This is a genomic window from Stenotrophomonas sp. YJH_SMC_53, from assembly GCF_059369995.1.
This window is the reverse complement of record NZ_JCAFTF010000020.1, coordinates 1-19,859: the sequence shown is the minus strand read 5'-3', so window position 1 is coordinate 19,859 and position 19,859 is coordinate 1. Positions and strand designations below refer to the sequence as shown.

The following is a 19,859-nucleotide window of genomic DNA, read 5'->3' as shown; positions in this document are numbered from 1 at the left end:
ATGTGCAGGCAGCAACATGTTCATGAGCCCGAAATGCTAGCAGACCCAACCCCCTCCCCGCTGGCCCAGCACTGGCGGCAACGCGACCTGCAGGTGCTGTGGCACCCGTGCACGCAGATGCGTGAGCATCCGGACACCCTGCCACTGGTGCCGATCGCCCGCGGTGAAGGCGCATGGCTGATCGATCACGACGGCAACCGCTACCTGGACGCCGTCAGCAGCTGGTGGACCAACCTGTTCGGCCATGCCGAGCCGCGCATCGGCGGCGCCATCGCGGCGCAGGCCGGGCAGCTGGAACAGGTGATGCTGGCGGGCTTCGGCCACGAGCCGGCGATCACCCTGGCCGAGCGCCTGCTGGCGCTGGCGCCACGCCAGCCCGGCCGTGCGCCGTTGGCCAAAGTGTTCTACGCCGACAACGGCTCGGCCGGCGTGGAAGTGGCGCTGAAGATGGCCTTCCAGTATTTCCAGAACCGCGGCGAGCCACGGCGCACGCGCTTCATCGCGCTGGAAAACGGCTACCACGGCGAGACCCTGGGTGCGCTGGCGCTGGGCGATATTCCGCTGTATCGCCGCGTCTATGCACCGCTGCTGGCCGAAGGCCTGTTCGCGCCATCGCCCGATGCCTACCTGGCCGAACCGGGCCAGAGCGCGGCAGATCGCGCACGGCAGGCTGCCGACGGCTTGGCCACGCTGTTCGACCAGCATCCGGGCGAGATCTGCGCGGTGATCCTGGAACCGCGCCTGCAGTGTGCCGGCGGCATGCGCATGCATGACCCGGTCTATCTGCAGCGCGTGCGCGAACTGTGCGATGCCCATGGCGCGTTCATGATCGCCGACGAGATCGCCACCGGCTTCGGCCGCACCGGTACCCTGTTCGCCTGCGAGCAGGCAGGGGTGATGCCGGACCTGATGTGCCTTTCCAAGGGCCTGACCGGCGGCTTCCTGCCGCTGGCCGCCGTGCTGGCCACGCAGGCGCTGTACGACGCCTTCCTCGACGACTCGCGCGAGCGCGCCTTCCTGCATTCGCACAGCTACACCGGCAATCCGCTGGCCTGCGCGGCGGCACTGGCGACGCTGGACATCTTCCGCGACGACGATGTGATCGCCCGCAACCGGGGCATCGCGTCGGTGATGGGCACGCTGGCGGCGCCATTTTCCGACCATCCGCACGTGGCCGACGTGCGCCAGGCCGGCATGGTGGTGGCGTTCGAGCTGTCGCGCGACGGCAACAGGCGCACGCCTTTCGATCCGGGCCTGCGGCTGGGCCTGCACGCTTACAAGGCCGCCCTCAAGCGCGGCGTGGTGCTGCGCCCGCTGGGCGACGTGCTGTACTGGATGCCACCCTATTGCGTGGATGACGAACAACTGGAGCTGCTGGCACACACCACGCTGGCGGCCATCGACGAGGCGATTGCATGCGCGTGACCCGCTGCCCCATCGACCTGGCGCTGCACAGCGGCCAGACCGTGACCCTGCCGGAAGAGACGGCCAACCACCTGGTGCGGGTGATGCGCCTGCGCGAGGGCGATACGTGCGTGCTGTTCAACGGCGATGGCAACGACTACAGCGCGACACTGACCGTGGCCGGCAAGCGCGAGGTACAGGTCCGCATCGATGCTGTGCAGGCCATCGACAATGAATCACCGCTGGCGATCACCCTGCTGCAGGGCATCGCCCGTGGCGAGAAAATGGACCTGATCCTGCAGAAGGCCACCGAACTGGGCGTGGCGGCGATCATTCCGGTCAACGCCGAGCGCACCGAGGTGAAGCTTGATCCAGCACGGGCCGAGAAGCGCGTGGCGCACTGGAACAACGTGGTGACGTCGGCCTGCGGCCAGTCCGGGCGTGCGCGCATCCCGCAGGTGGGTTCGCCGCTGTCGCTGGCGCAGGCTGCGGCGGTACTGCCGGCCGATACGCTGCGGCTGACCCTGGACCCGCGGGGCGCACATCGCCTGTCGACGCTGACGGCCGCTCCGGCAGGGGGCCTCGTGCTTGCGATCGGCCCGGAAGGAGGCTGGTCGCCGCGCGACCGCGACCAGCTGGCAGCGGCCGGGTTCCAGGGACTGCAGCTGGGCCCGCGGATCCTGCGCACGGAAACGGCCGGACTGGCCGCGGTCGCGGCGTTGCAGGCGCGGTTGGGCGACCTGGGATAGGACCGGTTCGTGGTAGAGCCGGGCGCTGCCCGGCATCCACCGGATCATGGGGTTGCCGGCCAGCGGCCGGCACTACCGGGGATCCGACCGGCGGATTGCCGATCAGGCCGCCAGCGAATCCAGGGCGGCTTCCAACGCGTCCAGGTTCGGCAGCAGTGCACTCTGCTCACCCAGCAGCACGCGCATGTGCACGGTCTGCGGCAGGGTTTCTTCGGAGGCGTCGGCCAGCAAGCCGTCGCGCGGCACCGAGATCAGCTGCGGAAAGTTCTGCGTCAGCAGCGCGTAGTACGGGCGCTGCGCGTTGCCGCTGAGGGACTTCAGCACCACCACCTTGTTGTGGCCGGCCACCGTCTCTTCGCCCAGCCCCGAAAGGCGTGCGAACGACACCAGCGGCACCTGCCAGCCGTGCCAGCCGATCTCGCCGACCAGCCAGCGCGGCGCATCGGAGACCGGCTGCACCGGCACGCGCGACATCATTTCGGCCACGGTGGCATTGGGCAGCAGCACGCGCTCGTTGCCGGCCTGAATCAGGACGCCGCGGATTTCGTCATTGCTGGCGTAGCTCATGGTGCGTCTCCGTTGTCGTCCTGCTCACCCCAGCGCGCGGCAATCGCCTGCGCCAGTTCCTGCGGTTCACCGGCCACCATGCCGGCAGCCACCACGGCGGTGGCCGCCGCCGGGTCATAGCAGCCCTCGCCCACCTGCCCGGCCACCCACGCACCGGCGGCCGCCAGGTCCAGCGCCGGGCCTACGTGGGCCAGGTCGGCACCGCTGAGCAGCACCAGCGCGGTGTGTTCGGCCGGCAGCGAAGCGAGCGAAATACCGTTGGCATCGCTATGGAAATGCAGGCCATCGCTGGCCGCGCGCACGCCGATATCATCGGCCAGCACGTGCACTTCGCCCGGCACCGCGTGCTGGCCGGCCTCGGCCAGCTGCACCGGCAACGGCGAAACACGGGACATCTGCTTGACCAGATTGCCGTAGCGGCCACCATCCAGACGCATGTGCACCAGGACCGGCACGCTCAACGACGCGGGCAGTGCGCCGAGCAGGCGACGCAACGCATCCGGGCCACCGATGCCGGCCAGCACCAGCAGCGATGCGGCACGCGCACCGGCCGGGGCGACGGCATCCAGATCGACCAGGCTCAAATGATCGGTATCGAACGAGGGCTGCGGCGCGACGACCGGCGCCACGGCTTCTGCCGATACGGGCGCTTCGATCGATTCTTCCACCAGCGACCAGGCGGTGTGATCGAAGGAGACCGGCGGTGTCGCAGGCGTCGCCGGTTCGGCCAGTGCCTGCGGCGCCGAAGGCGGATCCAGAGGCTCGGGCACGACCGGCTGCAGCGCCGCCAAGGCCTGCTCCAGCGCGATCGGTTCGTGCAGGTCTGCCGGTGGCGAATACAGGCCGTCGGCCGGAACGTCATCGGCCCAGCTCAGCGCCTGTTCCAGGTGCGGGCGCAGGGCTTCTTCCTGCGGCGCCGGCGCGGGCGCGGGATGGCCAGGCTCCAACTGCAGGCTGGGCTCTTCTTCGGCGCCCGGCGGCAACACCTGCTGGTGGCCGTGCAGCTTGGCGGCCAGGTGGCGCCCCCAGCGTTGCGCCTCCCAGCCGTCGCGGCGGGCGGCCAGCTCAGCCTCATCGAACACCAGGGTCAGCCCCGGTGCCGAGAGCACGGATTCCAACCGTTCCAGTGCGTCCTCGATGGCAGCTTCCAGCGCGATCACCACGAACTGCGGGGCCGCGGCCTGCAGGACCTGCGGCTCCAGGCCGTTCGGATCATCTTCCAGGACCAGCTGTACATCGGCATGCGCCAGCGCCTCGCGCAGGCGTTCACGCGCCGTACCGGGGCGGGCCAGCAGGGCGACGGCCGGGGCCGGATGGGTTTCACTCACGGACACGGGCGATCCCCAGCAGGTCGTACACGTTACGCATCAGGTCCAGTTCCTGGTACGGCTTGCCCAGATAACGCTGGACACCGATCTCGAAGGCACGCTGGCGGTGCTTGTCGCCGCTGCGCGAGGTGATCATCACGATCGGCACATCCCTGTAACGCGGATCGGCACGCATCACAGTGGCCAGCTCGTAGCCGTCCATGCGCGGCATCTCGATGTCCAGCAACATCAGGTCCGGCACGCGCTCTTCCAACCGCTCCAGTGCTTCCACGCCATCGCGGGCGACACTGACTTCGAAGTTGTGGCGTTCGAGGATGCGACCGGTCACCTTGCGCATCGTCAGCGAGTCATCGACCACCATCACCAGCGGCACCTGGCGTTCGTCGCGCGGCGCATTGGCCAGCACCGGTGCCGTCGGATTGGCCAGGAAGCGGCGCACCAGCGGCGCGACGTCCAGGATCACCACCACGCGGCCATCGCCGGTGATGGTGGCACCGTAGATGCCCGGTACCGATGCGATCTGCAGGCCCACCGGCTTGACCACGATTTCGCGGTTGCCCAGCACCTGATCGATCGCCACGGCTGCACGCAGGTCGCCGGCGCGGACCAGCAACAGCGGCACCTGGTCCTGGCCATCGGCACGCGCCGGGGCCTGCCCGACCAGGCTGCCGAGGTCATACAACGGATAGTCTTCGCCGCTGTAGCGGTAGCTGCTGTCGGCGGCCTCGAAACGTTCGCGCGACAGGCGGCCGATACCGCTGACCGAGGCCACCGGCACGGCGAAGGTGGTCTCGCCGATCTGCACGAACACCGCCTGGGTGACGGCCAGCGTCTGCGGCAGGCGCAGAGTGAAGCGCACGCCCTGGCCGCGCACCGACTGGATGTCGACCGAGCCGCCCAGCTGGCGCACTTCGTTGCGCACCACGTCCATGCCCACGCCACGACCGGCCAGCTGGCTGACCTGGTCGGCGGTGGAGAAACCGGAGGCGAAAATCAGGTTGTCCAGTTCCTGATCGTTCGGCTGCGCGTCGGCGGCCAACAGGCCACGGTCGATGGCGCGGCGGCGGATCGCTTCGCGATCGAGGCCGGCACCGTCATCGGCCACTTCCAGCACGATTTCCGAGCCTTCACGGTGCAGGCGGATGGCAACTTCGCCCTCTTCCGGCTTGCCGGCGGCGCGGCGCTGTTCCGGCGCTTCCAGGCCATGGGCCACCGAGTTGCGCAGCATGTGTTCGAGCGGCGCGACCATGCGATCGAGAACATTGCGGTCCAGTTCGCCGTGAGTGCCTTCCAGGGTCAGGTGCACCTGCTTGCCGGTATCCATGCCGGACTGGCGGACCACTCGGCGCAGCCGCGGCACCAGGCCATCGAACGGCACCATGCGCGCGCGCATCAGGCCGTCCTGCAGCTCGGAGCTGACGCGCGACTGTTGTTGCAGCAGCGAATCGTACTGGCGCGACAGATCGTCCAGTACCCCTTGCAGGCCGCCAAGGTCGGCCGCCGATTCGTTCAGCGCACGGCTGAGCTGCTGCAGCGTGGAGAAGCGGTCCAGCTCCAGCGGATCGAACTTCTGGTCTGCCTGGTCCTGCTCACGCTGGTAGCGGGCGACGATCTGCGCTTCGGTTTCCAGGTCGAGCCGGCGCAGCTGGTCGCGCAGTCGCGCATTGGTGCGCTCCAGCTCGCCCATCGCACCACGGAACGCGCCGAGCTGCTGCTCGAGGCGCGAGCGGTAGATCGCCACTTCACCGGCATGGTTGACCAGGCGGTCGAGCAGATCCGCGCGCACGCGCACCTGTTCCTGCTGCGGGCGTGCCAGCGGATCTTCATCGACCACGCCTTCGGCCGGCAGCGGTGCCGACAGTGGCGCATCAAGCAGTGCCGGTGCCGGACTGGCAACCGGTGCCGAAGTGGCTTCTGCGACGCTCGCCACGTTGGCTGCGGCTGCGGCTGCAGCAGCCGCCGCAGCGATATCGGTGGTGGTACGCACTTCGAACGCGTCGACCAGGTCCTGCGCCGGTTCCACCACGCGGTGGTCGCCGGTGCGGGTGAGCAGCTGGTGCAGCCGATCAAATCCGCGCTCCAGCAACTGCACATCGCGGCGTTCGATCTCGGTGCGACCAGCGGCGACGGCTTCCAGCAACGATTCGATGCTGTGGCCAAGATCGCCGATGGCGTTGATGCCGGCCATGCGTGCGCCACCCTTCAGGGTATGCAGGTCACGCTGCAGGCCGGCCAGCACCTCGCGGTCCTGCGGCGCATCGCGCAGCTCGCTGATCAGGCCATCGCAGTGGTCGAGCAGGTCCTTGCCTTCCTCGACGAAGATGTCGACCAGCTCGCGATCGTAGACGCTGAAGTCGAGCGTATCGGCGCTGTCTTCCGGCAACGGGATGTCAAGGACGTCGGGTGCCACGGTTTCAACCACGTCGGCGTCAGGCGCGCCAACGGCCGGGGCATCCGACACGGCATCGGCATCGGCATCGGCAGCTTCGGCGTGGACTTCCACCTGGCCCGGCGCGTCTTCCAGTTCGAAGAACCGCACCGGTCCGGCGGTGGCCGGCGTCGCGGCCTCCGCGATCTCCTCATTCACCGTCGCCGGGGACGGCTGATCGGCGCTCTCTCCTTCACCGATCGCCGCCTCCCCGCCGACGTCCGCATCCTCGGCAAAGGCTTCCGCCTCGCCCGGCGCGAGTTCGCTGGCCTGCAGGCCGAGCACGGACCATTGCCCGTCGTCGGCCAGGGGCTGCTCTTCGTCGATCACGTGCAGGCCGGCCTCGAGCGCGGCGTCCAGCGAGACCGGTTCTGCAAACCCCGGCGCAGCCATTTCATCCTGCAGGCTCGACAGCTCGCTGTCGAGTGGCAGTGCAGCAGGCGTCTCGAATGCCTCAGCGTCCGCGACGTGCACGTGATCGAACGAGGACGCATTCAGGTCAGATGCGACGGCTTCGACAGCATCAGGAATCTCTTCGGCATCGCGGTCGTCGACCGGCAGCGCACTGGCATCCAGGTACGGCGACAGATCGTCCACGACGGTCAAACCGGCATCGTCGGCCAACAGCGGCGCGCTTTCGGCCTCCGCCTGGACACCGTCTACCTCAACGCCCGGAACGTCGTCGGCCACCTGGATCGATTCGACCACCGGTAGCGACGCCGCTCCCTCACCCGGTACCGACGGCCATCCGGCATCGAAGTAGCGCGAAAGATCGTCGCTGGCGGTCAGCTCACCGACCTCCAGCCCGCCCTCGCCCTCGATCGCGGCATCCTCGACCGGGGTTTCGGCGACATCGGCAACTGCCTGTGGTTCCTGCTCCGGCGCGACGGACGAAAGCGGTACCGCATCGGTTTCAGGCGCGACGGCTGCCGGGGCGTCCGCATCCCATTCCGCCGTCGGTTCGTCATCCAGCGCCAGCTCAGCTTCGTCGTCCTCCAGGCCCACCATCGGCCAGCGCGCTTCCGGCAACTCGCTGGCCAGCGCCTGCAGGCGCTGTGCCAGTACCTGTTGCGGTGCGATACGCGGCTGTTCGGCCTGCAGCGCTTCCATGGTGGCGGTGATCGCCTGCGCGGTCGCATCCAGCGCGGCCACGCCCTCATCACCCGGCACCACTTCGGCGGCCAGTGCACGCTTGATGTAGGACTCTGCACCGCCGGTTACAGCCGTGATCTCGGGCACTTCGGTCATCGCGAAGGCGCCGTTCATGGTGTGCACTGCGCGCAGGAGTGCGTCGCTGACCGGCTGCGGTGCCTGCTGCGCCGAACGCAGCCAGTCCTGCAGGGTGGCCTGATGGACTTCCACCTCGGCCTCGAGAATCTCGCGCAGCACGCTGTCGATGTTGGCCGGCGTGCCAGCGATTTCGCCCTCCACAACGCTGTCAGCCGGCGCAGATCCGGCAGCCTCGGTGTCGAGAATGCGGCTGATCTCCTCTTCGCCCTCGACTTCGGCCACCGGTGCAACCGATGCAGTGGCCCCAGGCAGGGGTACGTAGTAGGTCTCCTCGCCTGCACCGACACGATCGGCGATGGCCTGCATGGCCTGCAGGTCGACGCTGATGCGGTGGCCATGGCGCAGCGCCGCGTTCAGCTGCGGCAGCGCCGCATGCGCGTTGTCGACCATCGCCAGCACGGCGGGAGATGCGGCGCGGCTGCCATCCAGCACGCGGTTGAGCATGCCTTCGATCTTCCACGCGAACTCACCCAGGGTGCGTGCGCCGACCAGGCGGCCACTGCCCTTGAGGGTATGGAAGATGCGGCGGATCGGGCGCAGCCGGTCCATGTTGTCCGGCTGCATGCGCCATGCCGGCAGCAGCGTGCCGAGATTGGCCAGCTCATCGTCGAACTCTTCCAGGAACACCTCGCGGATGTCCTCGTCGATGTTCTCGGCATCGTCGTCGAAACCGGCGTCGAAGCCCGCATTGGTGTCAGCGTCGGTCCCGGCAACGGCCGAATCCACCGCCTCCGGCGCTGCCGCAGCGGCCATCGCCTGTGGATTGAAGCCGGCAGCGGCCGCACTCAACTCGGCGAAGAACTGGGCGTCGGCCTCGCTGAAATCGATCGGCGCGATGGTGTCGATATCGATCACCGACACGGCCGGAGCGGACGTATCCGCCGCAGGAGGCGCCGCATCGATCAACGGCGACGTGATCGACGGTACCGGCAGGTCATCCGGGGCCTCATCCACCCCGGCCAGCGGCGGAACGACGGCATCGACGATCTCCAGCGACGGATGCAACGCGGCGTCATCGTCCAGCGACAGCGTTTCCATCGCATGCAGCGACAGCACGTCGTCAGCGTTGTCCAGCGCGTCGGCATCGAAGCGGAACACCACGTCGTCGGCCACGGCAGCCGCATCCTGTTCGGCCGCCACCGGGTCGAACACCGGTGCAGCATCGAAAGCGGTCGCGGAGGAATCCACCGCGTCCGTCCTCTCATCGATCACAGGCGCTGCGCTTTCCTCAAGCATCTGCGGCGCCCCGGACAGCGACCACTGCGGCGCACCGGAGTGATCACCCTCGGCCAGCTCGAAGCTGACCGGATCGAAACTGGCGAAGGTCGGGCTGCGCTCGTCATCGGCAGGCACGATGGCGTCGGCCTCCGGATGGAACGGCGCCAGCTCCCACTGCGGGACATCCGGCGCAGGTGCGCTGGATGCCGCGAAGACCAGCGATGCGTCCGCATCGTCGTGCGTCGGCAACGGCGAAGCACCGGTATCAGCCGTGCTGGCGGCCACGGCTGCCACGGTGCCCAGCGCGCCGAACATCAGGCGGTTGTCGGACACCATCGGCGCCGGCGAGGCCGGCGGCGGATCGAAGGTGAAGTCCGGCAGTGGCACCGGCACGTCGCCGGCAGCGGGCGCCGCAGGCTGCACCGGAACCCCGATGCGCTCCGGCTGCAGGGGCTCGGCGTGCAACGCAACCGGCTCACGTTGGACCGGCAGCAGTGCCGGCGCGTCCGGCGCAACGGCATTGTGCTCCGGCAGCGGCCAGTAGCGCAGTGCCTCGAGGCTGCTGCGGGTGATTTCGAGGATGTCCTCTCGGCCCGGGCGGCGGTCGCGCAGGGCTTCCAGGTAGTACTCCAGGCTGGCCATGGCATCGGCCAGGGTGTCCAGTTGGCGGCCGCTGGGCACGCGCTGGCGGCCGATCAGTTCGGCCTCGATGTACTGCTGCACGCCGCGCAGGTAATCGGCGGCGGTACCCAGGTCGAGCATGCGCAGCGCGCCGGACACATCGCCCAGCAGGCGTGGCACATCCTGCAGCTCGGCATGGTTCCAGCTGGTTTCGATGAAGGCGACGAAATGCTCGCGGGCAGCGGCGAAGTTGGCGATGGCTTCATGCGCCAGCACCTCCACCGTTCGCCGGTTCTCGACCGCGCTCGGGTCGTCGTCGCCACTGCCGCCGGCGCCCAGATGGGCAACCTGGTCGTCCAGCGAGGCATCGACGTACAGCAGTGCACCGGCAATATCCAGCAGCAGGTTCTCGTCGATCTGCTGGCGACCTTCGACCACGCCGCGCAGCGCATCGCGCTGCTGCACGACCACGCCGCGGGCCACGCCCAGGCCCATCATGCCCAGCGTATCGGCCACGGCGCCGAGCTCGTTGGCCTGGGTCTGCAGCTGTTCCGGCGCACCACCGGTGCGCAGGTGCAGGTCAAGCGCATCCTTGATGCGCAGCAGTTCTTCCTTCACCGCGCTGCCGACCGTGTCGAGCAGCTCGCGATTACGCCCGCTCAGGCTGCCACGGGCATGGTCCAGCTCGGCCTCGGTGGCGGTGACGCTGTCCGGCGCAAAGGCCAGCAGCACACTGTCAGTGACGCCTTCTTCGCCGCGCGACGCACGGATCTCGTTGAGCAGCGGCATCAGCACGATCGGAATGTCGCGATGGCCGTTCTGCAGGCGCTCCAGATAGTCGGGCAGCAGCACGCTGCCACGCATCAGGGTTGCGCAGGCTTCATCACGGTCGGCCACGCGGCCGGCGCCGATGGCGTTGGCCAGCTGCTCCAGCTCTTCGGCCACCATCGCCGGGGCATACAGCTCGACCATGCGCAGGGTGCCCTGCACCTGGTGCAGGTAGCCGGCGCAGATGCGCATGCGGCTGGCATCGGTCGGGTCTTCGGCGTAGTACTCGACCTCGTTGCGCACCTGGCGCAGGGTCTCGTCCAGCTCGGGCTTGACCCAGCCCAGCGCTGCGTGGCTCATCGCATCGCGCAGACTGCTCATGGACGCGCTCCGTTCGCCGCCGCGCGGTGGCCGCGCGAGTTCTGGCGTGGGGAATGGAAATGCTTCATCGACTGGTTCCTTGCTCGCCGCTCTGCCCGTGTCACGCCGGCAGCTTGAAGTCGGCGACCGAACGGCGCAGGTCCGCCGCCAGCTGCGCGAGGTGGCCGATCGACTCGGCGGTCTGTCCGGCACCCTGCGAGGTCTGCCCGGTGATCTGCCGGATCACGCCCATGGTGCGGGTGATGTCCGAGGCGGCGGCCGATTGCTGCTGGGCGGCGATGGAGATGTTCTTGATGAGGGTGTTCAGCGCGTTTGACACGCGTTCGATCTCGGTCAGCGCGGTACCGGCGTCCTCGGCCAGGCGCGCACCAGACACCACTTCGGCCGTGGTCTGCTCCATCGAGGTGACCGCTTCATTGGTGTCGGCCTGAATGGCCTGGACCAGGTTTTCGATGCGTCGGGTCGCACCCGAGGTGCGTTCTGCCAGGCGCTGCACTTCGTCGGCCACGACCGCGAAACCGCGGCCCGCTTCACCGGCCGACGCGGCCTGCACCGCCGCGTTCAACGCCAGGATGTTGGTCTGCTCGGAAATGTCGTTGATCAGTTCCACGATCGAGCCGATTTCCTGCGACGACTCGCCCAGGCGCTTGATGCGCTTGGAGGTTTCCTGGATCTGGTCACGGATCTGGTCCATGCCCTGGATGGTCTCGCGCACCACGCCGGCACCCTCGGCGGCGATCACCACCGAACGCTGTGCCACGTCGGCCGACTCGGCCGAGTTGCGCGACACCTGCTCGATGCTCGCCGCGATTTCGCCGATGCGGTCCGAGGCCGAGGTGATCTGGTTGGCCTGGTGGCCCGCCGCCTCTGCCAGCTGCATGGCGGTGGCCTGGGTTTCCTGGGTGGACATCGCGACCTTGGCCGAGGTGTCGTTGATGGTGGTCACCAGGTGGCGCAGCTCGTCCACCGCGTAGTTGATCGCGTCGGCGATCGCGCCGGTCATGTCCTCGGTCACCGAGGCCTTCACCGTCAGGTCGCCCTCGCCGAGCGAGGAGATTTCGTCCAGCAGCCGCATGATCGCCTGCTGGTTGCGGCTGTTGAATTCCACCTGGGTCTGGTAGCGCAGTTCCTGCTCGCGCGAGCGGCTGCGCACGTTGGTGGAGACGAAGCCGATGATCGCGATCAGCGACAGCGCACCGGAGACCACGCCAATCCAGAAGTTCGGGAACAGGCGGGTGTCGGATACCGAGCCGAACGAGGAGAACGCGTCGAACAACTTGCGGCTGTCATCCAGCATGTGTGCCGAACCCTGGCCCAGCGCGGTGGCAGCGGACTGCGCCGCAAACAGCTGGCGCGAGCTGGCCAGGATCGCGTCGGCGTCCTGCTTCATCGCTTCCCACTTCTGCTGCGACTGTTCCAGCGCGGCCACGGCGGCGGCACCGCGCACGGCGGTGATGCCCAGTTCCTCGTTGCCGTTGCGCAGGCCGTCGAGCACCTGCGAGAACACGGTGATGTCACGTGCCAGCGCATCGCCGGAGGTCGCCGCGGCGCTGCCGCCGGCACGCATTTCGGTCACGCGGCGGGCCATCGAACCGGCCACCACGACCTGCTGCAGCGCGCTGTACACCTGCGACGACGGCGCGCCGGAAGCGGACATCGCACGCACCAGCTCGTTCAGCTGGGCCTGCAGGCCCGGCACTGCGCCGGTGAAGTTGTTCGCGTTGCCGGCCAGCGCCAGCACGGCCGGTTCGCTGGCCACCAGCTGCCCGGCCTGCTTGCCCAGCGGCGCCCAGGTCTCGCCGAGGGTGGCGATGGCACCGGCTACGCCCGGCTCCTTGCCGTAGCGTCCCTGCAGGGTCGACACGTTCTGCTCGATCGCGTTGCGGGTGGCCTTGAAGGCGGTGAAGGCCTGGGCGTTGCCGCCGACCGCGTCACGTCCCTGGTTGGCCAGCTGCTGCGACAGCACCTGCAGGTCGGCGGCCTTGGAGCCGGCGTCGGCAAGGCGGCTGCCCTGCCAGGTGGCGACGCCGGTGTTGACGCCGAACAGGATCATCGATGCCAGCAGCAGGAACAGCCAGAGGTTGCTGCCGCCCAGCCGCAGCTTGCCGGTCTTGGTGGCGTCCGAAGCAGTACTCATCGTTCAACCTCGATCTTCAATGCAGGGGGCGATGCCCGGCCTCAGGCCGCGGCTTGCCGGAATTCAGGGGTGCGCGACAGCAGCGAGAGCGAGAACACGCCCCAGTCGTGGCCGTCGGCATGGAAAGCACGATCGACGAAATGCCCGTAGCGGCCTTCGGCCAACGTGCCCGCTTCGATCTGCTGGTCCAGCTCGAAGCTGCGCTGGCCGAACAGTTCATCGATGGTCAGTGCGACGTCGCCGCCGGCCTGGCGCATGATCAGCACGCGCTGGCCTTCCTGCTGCACGGTGCGCGTGCCTTCCAGGAAGTACTTCAGGTCGACCACCGGGAACAGGTTGCCGCGCAGGTTGCCCACGCCCAGCAGCCAGGGCTGCGCACAGGGCACCGGGGTCACCGGCGGCATCGGTACGATTTCCACCACTTCGCGGAAATCGGACACCAGCCGGCGCTGGCCGACGCGGAAACCCACGCCACGCCACAGGTCCTGGGCAAACTGCTTCCCGGGCAGCTGCACCGCATGGGCCAGGCTGCGCCGTTCATAGGCTTCAAGGATGTCGAAGGGCGAGCGCATCAGGCCACCAGTTCGTTGATCCGCGCGATCAGTTCATCCTCGCGCGGCGGCTTGACGATGTAATCGGCGGCGCCCTGGCGCAGGCCCCAGGCCTTGTCGGTTTCCATCGCCTTGGTGCTGACGATGATCACCGGGATGTGCTTGATCGCCGCATCACGGGCCATCGCACGGGTCGCCTGGAAACCGCTCATGCCGGGCAGGACCACGTCCATCAGCACCAGCTGCGGCACCTGGTCGCGGACCAGCTGCAGGCCATCCTCGGCGTTGTCCGCTTCCAGCACTTCGTGGCCGGCACGGCGCAGCCACTGGGTGAACACCGCGCGGTCGGTCGGTGAATCCTCGATCAGGACGATACGAGCCATTGTGCCTTTCCCCCCTGGTCAGGCGTTGACGTATGTGCGGATGGCACCCAGCAGTTCTTCACGCGTAAAAGGCTTCGTCAGGTACTGCTCCGAGCCGACGATGCGTCCCCGCGCCTTGTCGAACAGGCCATCCTTGGACGACAGCATGATCACCGGGGTCGCCTTGAACAGCTGGTTGCCCTTGATCAGCGCGCAGGTCTGGTACCCGTCCAGGCGCGGCATCATGATGTCGACGAAGATGATCTGCGGTTGCTGGTCTGCGATCTTGGCAAGCGCTTCGAAGCCGTCGGTGGCGGTGACCACCTCGCAGCCTTCGCGCTTGAGCAGCGTTTCCGCAGTCCTGCGGATGGTCTTCGAATCATCGATGACCATCACCCGGAGTCCTGCGAGTTCCCCGCCCGCAGTCGTGTTTTCAGTCATTGCCTATCCCCAAGCGCACGGCCCGATCTCTGGCGGGGGCCGCTGCGAAAGCGTATCTATATCGCACTTTCCGCGCCCGCTTCAAGGCCGCCCCACGGCGCGGGGCATGGCCCCCTCCTGAACGTGACGGGTTTCGCAATGAGTGCGCGACCGCCGGGCGGACGCTGCGTTGCAGTATGGCAGGGAGGCGCGCGACCGGCGTTGCCGCTACCATCAACGCCTTGCCTGACAGGTGCGACCATGCCGTTGAACGTCATCGTGGTGATGGACCCCATCGCCCACATCAAGATCGCCAAGGACACCACCTTCGCCATGCTGGTGGAAGCCCAGCGCCGCGGCCATGCCCTGCACTACGTGCGGCCGGGCGGACTGGCCCTGGAAGGTGGCGTGGCGGTGGCCCAGACCGCGCCGCTGCAGGTGCGCGACGACCCGGCCGGCTGGTATGAGCTGGGTGAGTTCAGCCGTACCGAGTTCGGACCCGGCCAGATCGTGCTGATGCGCAAGGACCCGCCGGTCGACGCCGAGTACATCTACGACACCCAGGTGCTGGACGTGGCCGCCGCTGCCGGTGCCTGCGTGGTCAACAACCCGCAGGGCCTGCGCGACTACAACGAGAAGCTGGCAGCCCTGCTGTTCCCGCAGTGCTGCCCGCCGACCCTGGTCAGCCGCGATGCCAAGGCGCTGAAGGCCTTCGCCCTCGAACACGGCCAGGCCGTGCTGAAGCCGCTGGACGGCATGGGCGGCCGCTCGATTTTCCGCAGCGGCCAGGGCGATCCGAACCTGAACGTGATCCTGGAGACACTGACCGACGGCGGCCGCAAGCTGGCGCTGGCCCAGAAGTTCATTCCCGACATCAGCGCCGGCGACAAGCGCATCCTGCTGGTCGACGGCGAACCGGTCGATTTCTGCCTGGCGCGCATTCCCCAGGGTGACGAGTTCCGCGGCAACCTGGCGGCCGGCGGCCGTGGCGAAGGGCGCCCGTTGAGCGAGCGTGACCGCTGGATCGCCGGCCAGGTCGGCCCGGAGATGAAGCGTCGTGGCATGCGCTTCGTCGGCCTGGACGTGATCGGCGATTACCTGACCGAGGTCAACGTGACCAGCCCGACCTGCGTGCGCGAGCTCGACGCGCAGTACGGCCTGAACATTGCCGGCACCCTGTTCGACGCGCTCGAGGCCGGCCTGCGCTGATGCCGTCCGCACCTGCCGTTCTGCCCCCGCCGCCACGCGAAGCGCAACGGCTGGGGGCCACCATCGCACTGTCGGTGCTGGTCCACGCCCTGCTGATCCTGGGCGTGGGCTTCGCCGTGAAAGGCGATGCTCCGCTGGTGCCGACGCTGGAAGTGATCTTCAGCCAGACGCGCACCGCACTGACGCCAAAGCAGGCTGATTTCCTTGCCGCCGCCAACCAGGAAGGCGGTGGCGAGCACGACCGCGCACAGCGTCCGCGCGACAACCAGGCCGGCATCGTGCCGCAGGCCCAGTCCGGGTTGAGCCCGGTGCCGCAGCAACAGCAATCGGCCGCGCCGGTTCCGCCGCCGCAGGCACGGGTGGTCAGCAGCCGCAACGGACAGGACTCGGTGGCACAGGCGCAGGCCCAGCCATCCCCGGAACGCCCCGAGCCGGACGCGCCGTTGAGTGCACGCGAGCAGCGCGACGTGGAGATGGCGCGACTGGCTGCCGAGGTGCATCTGCGCTCGGCGCAGTATGCCAAGCGCCCGAATCGCAAGTTCGTGTCGGCCAGCACGCGTGAATATGCCTATGCCAATTACCTGCGCGCCTGGGTCGACCGCGCCGAGCGCGTCGGCAACCTGAATTACCCGGACGAGGCCCGGCAGCGCCGGCTCGGCGGCCAGGTGGTGATCAGCGTGGGCGTGCGCCGCGATGGCAGCGTGGAGAGCAGCCGCATCCTGCGTTCAAGCGGGACGCCGCTGCTGGATGAAGCGGCGCTGCGGGTGGTGACGCTGGCGCAGCCGTTCCCGCCGTTGCCAAAGACCGAGGACGAGATCGACATCCTGCAGGTCACCCGTACCTGGGTGTTCCTGCCGGGTGGCACCCTGCACGACGACCGGTAGGGGTTTGTTGCCCGGGCCTGCGGCCCGGGACCCGCTGAAGGGCTAGAGCAACAGCAACAGCAGCGGTTGGTGTCCTGAAGCTTGGCGGGGCGGTGTCGGGCGGCGGGGACGCCGCAAGTACGTCCGTGTAGGCTTAGCCGCGGCATCCATGCCGCGGATACCCCGCCGCCCGACACCGCCCCGCCTCTGACAGATCGCGGCGCACCATTGCTTGGGTAGGTGTCGACCTTGGTCGATACACATCCACGCCACGCGTGGATGCAAGCGAAGCGACCCGCTTTTGATTTTGACTTTTCTTTTTTTGATCTTCCGTGGCGGACGCGCACGGAAACTGTCAGAGGCCGGGCGGGTGGGCTGCGCAGGGGCGTGAGCCGCATGGATGCGGCGACCGAGCTTACATGGACGTACTTGCAGCGCCCCCTGCGCAGCCCACCCGCCCGGCCAAACCACGGCTTGTGCTTTCGCGCTCCGCCACGAGGGGCTCAGCCGTTGGCCTTCGCTTTCGCCTCGCGCGCGGCCTGCTGCTCGACCAGGGTCAATGCCACGTTGTCGCGCAGGTACGCCGGCTCGACCTTCTCCGGTGCGATCGCCTCGCCACGCGCGAACGCCGGCACCGCCAGTGCCAGCACGTCCGACGCCCGCGGCAATGCCGCGGCATCGAAACCGCGCAGGCCACTGCCCAACTGTGCCACCAGCGCGCCGTCGCCCGCGCCGAAACCGGTACCGACACCGTACGCCGACATTCCTTCCGGCAACGTCACCACGGAGGGCGCGCAGACGCGCTCGGCATCGCGCGCGACCGGCAGGCCGTCGACGCGTTCGAAGCGCGCGACGTAGAGTTCACCCATCCGGGCATCGATTGCCGACAGGATCTGCGTTTCTTCCACCGGTGCCCGCAGCGCCAGCACCTGCAGCGTCGAAACCGGCAGCAGCGGGCGGTCCAACGCCAACGCGATGCCCTGGGCGATGGCGATCGCCAGGCGCACACCGGTGAACGCCCCCGGGCCGCGACTGAGCGCGATGCCGTCGAGCTGGCGACGGCCGATGCCGGCTTCGGCGAGCAGCGCCTCGGCCCATGGCAGGCTCAGGTCGGCATGCCGGCGCGGGGCGATCTCGAAGCGCTCCAGCACCTGCCCATCGACATGCAGGGCAACGGAGCAGGCTTCGGTGGCGGTTTCAAAGGCGAGCAGTTTCATCAGATCAGGTCAGAACAGGGGGAACGTGGCACCGGTAGCCGGCTCCGGGCCCGGCGCGACAGCGGCCGGGTCAGCCGGATCATCAGCCACGGCCCCCCATTGTGGCGTAAAGAAGGCCTGCACATCGGCCAGGCTGCGGGTGCGGCGGAAGGGTGGCAGTGAATCCAGGAAGACCCGGCCATAGCCACGGTTGAGCAGGCGCGGATCGCACAGGACCAACACGCCACGGTCGTTTTCGCTGCGGATCAGGCGACCGACACCCTGCTTCAGTGCGATCACCGCCTGCGGCAACTGTTCGTCGCGGAACGGATTGCCGCCCTGGCTGCGGATCGCCTCCAGGCGTGCCTCGTACACCGGATCGTCCGGTGCCGCGAACGGCAGCTTGTCGATCATCACCACGCTCAGCGCTTCGCCGACCACGTCCACACCCTCGCGGAAACTGGCCGAGCCCAGCAGCACGCCATTGCCCGATTCACGGAAGCGCTGCAGCAGCGTCGCGCGCGGTGCCTCACCCTGCACGAACAACGGCCATGGCCCGTCGCGCAGTGCTTCGGCCGCCTCGCGCAATGCACGGTGCGAGGCGAACAACAGGAATGCCCTGCCCTGCGATGCCTGCAGCACCGGCCGAAGGGTCTGGATCAGCGCGGTTCCGAAGCCCCGTGCGGCCGGATCAGGCAGGCCTTCCGGCAGGTAGCACAACGCCTGCTCGGGCCAGTTGAACGGACTCGGCTGGACCAGGGTATGCGGATCGTCCAGGCCCAAGCGCGTGGCGATGTGGTCGAATCCATTGCCCACGGTCAGCGTGGCCGAGGTGAAGATCCATGCCGCGCGGCTGCGCTCGCGATGCTCGCGCAGCGGGCCGGACACATCCATCGGCGTGCGCTGGCAGCGGAAACCCCGCGGCGTGAGCTCGTACCAGAGCACATCGGCGGCACTGGCGTGGTCCGCCGGATCGGTATCGAAATCCAGGGTGGGTTCATCATCGCCCAGCCAGCGCCGCAACCGCGACACCGCCTCGCGCGCCCGCGCATGGCAAGCGTCCAGACCCGCCGCCGATTCGCGCAGCGGCTGAAGTCCCTGCTCCAGTGCCACCAGGCCGGCCATCACCGTATCGAAGCCGTCGCGGACCTGTGGCATGGCCAGCGCACGCCACTGCGTACCACGCGGCGGCAGCCCCTCCATCGCCGAACGCAACGCCAGCAACGCCTGTTGCAACTGGTCGACCGGCTCCTGCAGCGCCGATTGTGCGCCCCCTACGCCGCGCGCTTCAGCCAGGCAGTCGCGACCCAGTTCCTGCCATGGGCGCATGCCGAAACCTTCGCCGAAGAACTGCGCTGCCAGTTCGGGCAGCTGGTGTGCCTCGTCGATGACAAAGGCCTGCGCCCCCGGCAGCAACTCGCCGAAGCCGTCCTGTTTCAGTGCCAGATCGGCCAGCAGCAGGTGGTGGTTGACCACCACCACGTCGGCGGCCTGCGCACGCTGCCGTGCGCGCACCACGAAGCAGTCGTCCCAGAATGGGCAATCGGTGCCCAGGCAATTGTCGACAGTGGAGGTGACCATCGGCAGCAGCGGCGAGTCATCGGCCAGGCCTTCCAGTTCGGCGATATCGCCGAACTCCGAGCGACCGGACCAGGCCAGGATGCGCTGGAACTGCGCGGCCTGCTCGGGACTGGAAAACCGCGGCTCGCCCCGCGCCTGCTGCAGTCGATAGCGGCACAGGTAGTTCGCGCGCCCCTTCAGCAGCGCGCTGCGCAGGCCGACGCCCAGCGCTTGGCGCACGCGCGGCAGATCGCGGTGGTAGAGCTGGTCCTGCAGCGCGCGCGTACCGGTGGAGATGATGGTGCGCAGCCCGGACAGCAGCACCGGCACCAGATAGGCGAAGGTCTTGCCGGTGCCGGTACCGGCCTCGGCCAGCAGCAGGTCCCGCTGCTGCAGCGCATCGGCAATGGCAGCGGTCAGGTGCAGCTGTGCCGGACGCGGGACGAAGGCATCCAGATGCGAGGCGAGCGCGCCGCCTTCGCTGAGGGCTTCGCGGCTGGCATGGACAAGGTCGGACATCAGAGGAAAAGGATACCCGGCCGGGCGCTGCCCGGCACCCGTTTCAAGCCAGAGCCAGAGCACCAGCAACGGCAACGGCGGTCATGGCTCTGGGTTGCACTGAGGGCTGGCAGGGGACTGTGGGTTTGCGGGGACGCCGTAAACCCGCCCTGAAGTGACCCCCGAGACTTGGACGGTGGGGTCAGGCGGCTGCTTGGGCCTGTTCCCGGTACTTTACCGGGCTTAGTCCCTTCAATTTCAATCTGATTCGCTCTTGGTTGTAGTACTTGATGTACTCCACCAGCCCGG

14 protein-coding genes are annotated in these 19,859 nt (G+C 68.3%); 4 read left to right on the top strand and 10 right to left on the bottom strand.

Translation table 11 applies throughout. The annotated features are described in order from the left end of the window. Nucleotides 1–33: 33 nt before the first annotated feature. Nucleotides 34–1,425, top strand: coding sequence for an adenosylmethionine--8-amino-7-oxononanoate transaminase (gene bioA, locus AC5P7X_RS20030; RefSeq protein ID WP_053499522.1), 1,392 nt, complete (start codon nt 34–36; stop codon nt 1,423–1,425). Next, nucleotides 1,416–2,153, top strand: a complete 738-nt coding sequence (locus AC5P7X_RS20025; protein WP_053499524.1) for a 16S rRNA (uracil(1498)-N(3))-methyltransferase — start codon at nt 1,416–1,418, stop codon at nt 2,151–2,153. Before bioA ends, AC5P7X_RS20025 begins: the two co-directional genes overlap by 10 nt. 102 nt (nt 2,154–2,255) lie before the next feature. Here the strand turns inward: AC5P7X_RS20025 and AC5P7X_RS20020 are convergent, their stop codons facing one another. From AC5P7X_RS20020 to pilG, 7 genes are all read right to left on the bottom strand, one after another. Further along, complete coding sequence (locus AC5P7X_RS20020) at nt 2,256–2,720, bottom strand: chemotaxis protein CheW (RefSeq protein ID WP_005418442.1); 465 nt, start codon at nt 2,718–2,720, stop codon at nt 2,256–2,258. Continuing rightward, nucleotides 2,717–4,054: a chemotaxis protein CheB gene (locus AC5P7X_RS20015; RefSeq protein ID WP_053499526.1), complete on the bottom strand. Its 1,338-nt coding sequence runs from the start codon at nt 4,052–4,054 to the stop codon at nt 2,717–2,719. The genes AC5P7X_RS20020 and AC5P7X_RS20015 overlap by 4 nt, the downstream gene beginning before the upstream one ends. Next, a complete protein-coding gene (locus tag AC5P7X_RS20010) occupies nt 4,041–10,754 on the bottom strand; it encodes an Hpt domain-containing protein (RefSeq protein WP_495215279.1) in 6,714 nt (2,237 codons plus the stop codon). The genes AC5P7X_RS20015 and AC5P7X_RS20010 overlap by 14 nt, the downstream gene beginning before the upstream one ends. A 100-nt stretch (nt 10,755–10,854) precedes the next feature. Further along, nucleotides 10,855–12,891: a methyl-accepting chemotaxis protein gene (locus tag AC5P7X_RS20005; RefSeq protein WP_049415562.1), complete on the bottom strand. Its 2,037-nt coding sequence runs from the start codon at nt 12,889–12,891 to the stop codon at nt 10,855–10,857. Between the two features lie 41 nt (nt 12,892–12,932). Next, nucleotides 12,933–13,463, bottom strand: a complete 531-nt coding sequence (locus AC5P7X_RS20000) for a chemotaxis protein CheW (RefSeq protein WP_005418454.1) — start codon at nt 13,461–13,463, stop codon at nt 12,933–12,935. Continuing rightward, entirely contained in the window at nt 13,463–13,825 is a 363-nt protein-coding gene (locus AC5P7X_RS19995) for a response regulator (protein ID WP_005410717.1), read from the bottom strand. The genes AC5P7X_RS20000 and AC5P7X_RS19995 overlap by 1 nt, the downstream gene beginning before the upstream one ends. Before the next feature lie 18 nt (nt 13,826–13,843). Beyond that, nucleotides 13,844–14,245, bottom strand: a complete 402-nt coding sequence (gene pilG / locus AC5P7X_RS19990) for a twitching motility response regulator PilG (RefSeq protein WP_005418455.1) — start codon at nt 14,243–14,245, stop codon at nt 13,844–13,846. A gap of 240 nt (nt 14,246–14,485) precedes the next feature. On the opposite strand from pilG, the gene gshB reads away from it, so the two are divergent. Beyond that, nucleotides 14,486–15,433, top strand: a complete 948-nt coding sequence (gshB, locus tag AC5P7X_RS19985) for a glutathione synthase (protein ID WP_495215278.1) — start codon at nt 14,486–14,488, stop codon at nt 15,431–15,433. Next, on the top strand, nt 15,433–16,317 hold the full coding sequence (locus AC5P7X_RS19980; RefSeq protein WP_188218917.1) for an energy transducer TonB: 885 nt from the start codon (nt 15,433–15,435) through the stop codon (nt 16,315–16,317). Before gshB ends, AC5P7X_RS19980 begins: the two co-directional genes overlap by 1 nt. Before the next feature lie 482 nt (nt 16,318–16,799). On the opposite strand, the gene tsaB is transcribed toward AC5P7X_RS19980, so the two are convergent. From tsaB to AC5P7X_RS19965, 3 genes are all read right to left on the bottom strand, one after another. Beyond that, the gene (gene tsaB, locus AC5P7X_RS19975) at nt 16,800–17,513 is read right to left on the bottom strand and encodes a tRNA (adenosine(37)-N6)-threonylcarbamoyltransferase complex dimerization subunit type 1 TsaB (RefSeq protein ID WP_053501251.1); all 714 of its coding nucleotides are present in this window, start codon (nt 17,511–17,513) and stop codon (nt 16,800–16,802) included. 9 nt (nt 17,514–17,522) lie between these two features. Next, nucleotides 17,523–19,571: a DNA repair helicase YoaA gene (gene yoaA / locus AC5P7X_RS19970; RefSeq protein WP_329843669.1), complete on the bottom strand. Its 2,049-nt coding sequence runs from the start codon at nt 19,569–19,571 to the stop codon at nt 17,523–17,525. Between the two features lie 181 nt (nt 19,572–19,752). Continuing rightward, nucleotides 19,753–19,859 (bottom strand): IS3 family transposase (locus AC5P7X_RS19965; protein ID WP_188248811.1); only part of this gene is annotated, 107 nt, incomplete at its 5' end.